The organism is Agarivorans sp. (assembly GCF_050295395.1).
Taxonomy (GTDB): Bacteria; Pseudomonadota; Gammaproteobacteria; order Enterobacterales; family Celerinatantimonadaceae; genus Agarivorans.
The window spans coordinates 1-2,366 of sequence record NZ_JBNKPP010000127.1 but is presented as its reverse complement, the minus strand read 5'-3'; the positions used below and the strand labels follow the sequence as shown (position 1 = coordinate 2,366).

General features: G+C 47.8%; 2 protein-coding genes and 1 pseudogene. 2 read left to right on the top strand and 1 reads right to left on the bottom strand.

What is annotated here, in order from left to right:
• A pseudogene (locus ACQY6Q_RS07515) lies at positions 1-255 on the bottom strand (TIGR01212 family radical SAM protein); the annotation flags it as partial.
• A gap of 174 nt (positions 256-429) precedes the next feature.
• On the opposite strand from ACQY6Q_RS07515, the gene ACQY6Q_RS07510 reads away from it, so the two are divergent.
• Positions 430-807 carry a DUF2750 domain-containing protein gene (locus ACQY6Q_RS07510; protein WP_427979740.1) on the top strand — a complete coding sequence of 126 codons (378 nt, stop codon included), beginning with the start codon at positions 430-432 and terminating at the stop codon, positions 805-807.
• Between the two features lie 123 nt (positions 808-930).
• The gene (tyrS, locus tag ACQY6Q_RS07505; protein ID WP_427979738.1) at positions 931-2,217 is read left to right on the top strand and encodes a tyrosine--tRNA ligase; all 1,287 of its coding nucleotides are present in this window, start codon (positions 931-933) and stop codon (positions 2,215-2,217) included.
• Positions 2,218-2,366: the final 149 nt, after the last annotated feature.

Below are 2,366 nucleotides of genomic sequence, written 5' to 3'. Positions count from 1 at the left end.
AAAATAGGCGAGATAACGAATGTCCTTGTGTTTTAGCTCGGCCTTACGCTCGCTTAACTGCTGAGCTATCGACATTTGCTGTTGCTTAGGCTTAACAAAGGCGTCGACATTACAAAAGGTGCAACCACCGCGCCCAATACTGCCATCACGATTTGGACAGGTGAAATCCCCATCAACACTGAGTTTGCGAACCCGCCCACTAAAGTGCTGCTTAATATGACGCCCCAGAGTATTTACATATAAATCTAACTGCACAACAACTACTTATTCCAATCGACTAAAGTCAGCCTTAACATTTCGCGGCCAGTCTAGCGCTGACGCGCCCTGAGGTCGCCGGAATAGATCAATAAGCATGAATAAAGCGAGACTATTTTGCTTGCCGGAAACTGTTATACTACGCGCCGCTAAAATCTTACTTAGGAAAACCCAATGAGCCAGCTTTCAGTTATCGAAGAACATGACCGCCTCACCACTAAACAGCGCTACCAACATTTTATCGAGCAGGCGCGCAGCCAGCAGCAAGTATGGACGCTAAGTGATGAGCAGGGCTGCCTCATCATCGAAACCGGTAACGAAAAAGTGCTGTTGTTATGGAGCGATGCCGCGTTAGCGGAACACTGGGCGAGTAAAGACCACGCCAGCTTCAAGGCCTTGGCCATCAATATCGATGAGCTTAAAGACAAATGGCTACCCGGCATGGCGGAGGATGGCTTCGATTTAGCCATAGCGCCAAGTTTTGCCGGTGAGGGCACGATTGTCGCCCCGCTCGACCTAAGAGAAGAGCTAATTAGCGGAAAAATTAAATAAACAAGGATTTAGCTACGCTTGATGTCACTCAGCAGTTTTTTTAGCAAAGACTTAAGTGTAGAATCTTCGGCTCGAAAATTGTTCATTACCCCTAAGGGTTCAGAAATACATACAGGTTAAATTATGACAACAACGGTTAATCCATTATTAGAAGATCTTAAGGCTCGCGGCCTAGTTGCTCAATGCACTGCCGATGAAGAACTGGCCGAACACCTTTCTAGTGGAGCCCGTACCCTGTATTGTGGTTTCGACCCTACGGCAGACAGCTTACACATTGGTAGCCTAGTACCATTACTTATGCTGAAACGCTTCCAACAAGCTGGCCATAAACCCCTCGCCTTGGTAGGCGGAGCCACCGGTTTAATTGGTGACCCCAGCTTCAAAGCCGCAGAACGTAAACTCAACAGTGACGAAGTGGTGACTGGCTGGGTCGGCAAGCTACAAAAACAAGTCAGCCAGTTCATCGAATTCGGCGAACAAGACAACGCAGCCGAGGTAATTAACAACCTAGACTGGATTGGCAAAATTAATGTTATCGACTTCATGCGCAACGTGGGTAAACACTTCAGCGTCAATGCCATGATCAAAAAAGAGTCGGTAAAACAGCGTATTGACCGCGATGAGTCGGGTATTTCCTTTACCGAGTTCAGCTATATGTTGTTACAGTCTTTTGACTTTGCCGAGTTAAGTGACAAGAAAAGTACCACCCTGCAAATTGGGGGTTCAGATCAATGGGGCAACATCACCGGTGGTATCGATTTAGCGCGCCGCATGTACGGCAATAAAGTGTATGGCCTCACCATGCCTTTGGTGACCAAAGCCGATGGCACTAAATTTGGTAAAACTGAAACCGGCACCATCTGGTTAGATCCTAAGCGAACCTCGCCTTACGCTTTCTACCAATTCTGGATCAACACCGCCGATGCCGACGTATACTCTTTCCTACGTTACTTCACCTTCATCGACGTAGCCGAAATTGCTGCCATTGAAGAACGTGACAAAACAGCCCAAGGCCGCCCAGAAGCCCAAGGCATTCTAGCCCAAGAAGTGACCCGTTTAGTCCATGGTGAAGAAGGTCTAGCTTCGGCAATGCGTATTACTCAAGCCTTGTTCTCGGGCGACTTAAGCGAACTTAGCGAATCCGATTTAGAACAGCTCGCGCAAGATGGTCTGCCCACTACTCAACTTGAGCAAAGCGAAGCCAGCTTAGTAGAGCTACTTACCGCTACCGATTTGGCTAAATCGAACAAAATGGCGCGCGAATTCATCGGTAACGGTGCTGTTTCGGTCAATGGCGAAAAGCTCACCGATGCACAATTAAGCCTACAAGCTAGCGATGCCCTCTACGGCAAGTTCTCGGTGATCAAGCGTGGTAAAAAACTATTTAGTTTAGTTATCTGGGCTAACTAAATACCAATCAGGCGTAGCAGCTTAAGCCCTGCTACGCCGCCTTCTCTCTCTTTCCTTACTTGCTCAGCGCTACCCAGCCTTCTCTTACTCAACTTAATTCACTTAAGCGCTAAGCGCCGCGCTGACTAATGACTAGCTTGTAAACCTCG

Coding starts and splice junctions, on each gene's coding strand:
- ACQY6Q_RS07510 (WP_427979740.1), top strand. CDS start 430: ATGAGCCAGCTTTCAGTTATCGAAGAACATGACCGCCTCACCACTAAA.
- tyrS (WP_427979738.1), top strand. CDS start 931: ATGACAACAACGGTTAATCCATTATTAGAAGATCTTAAGGCTCGCGGC.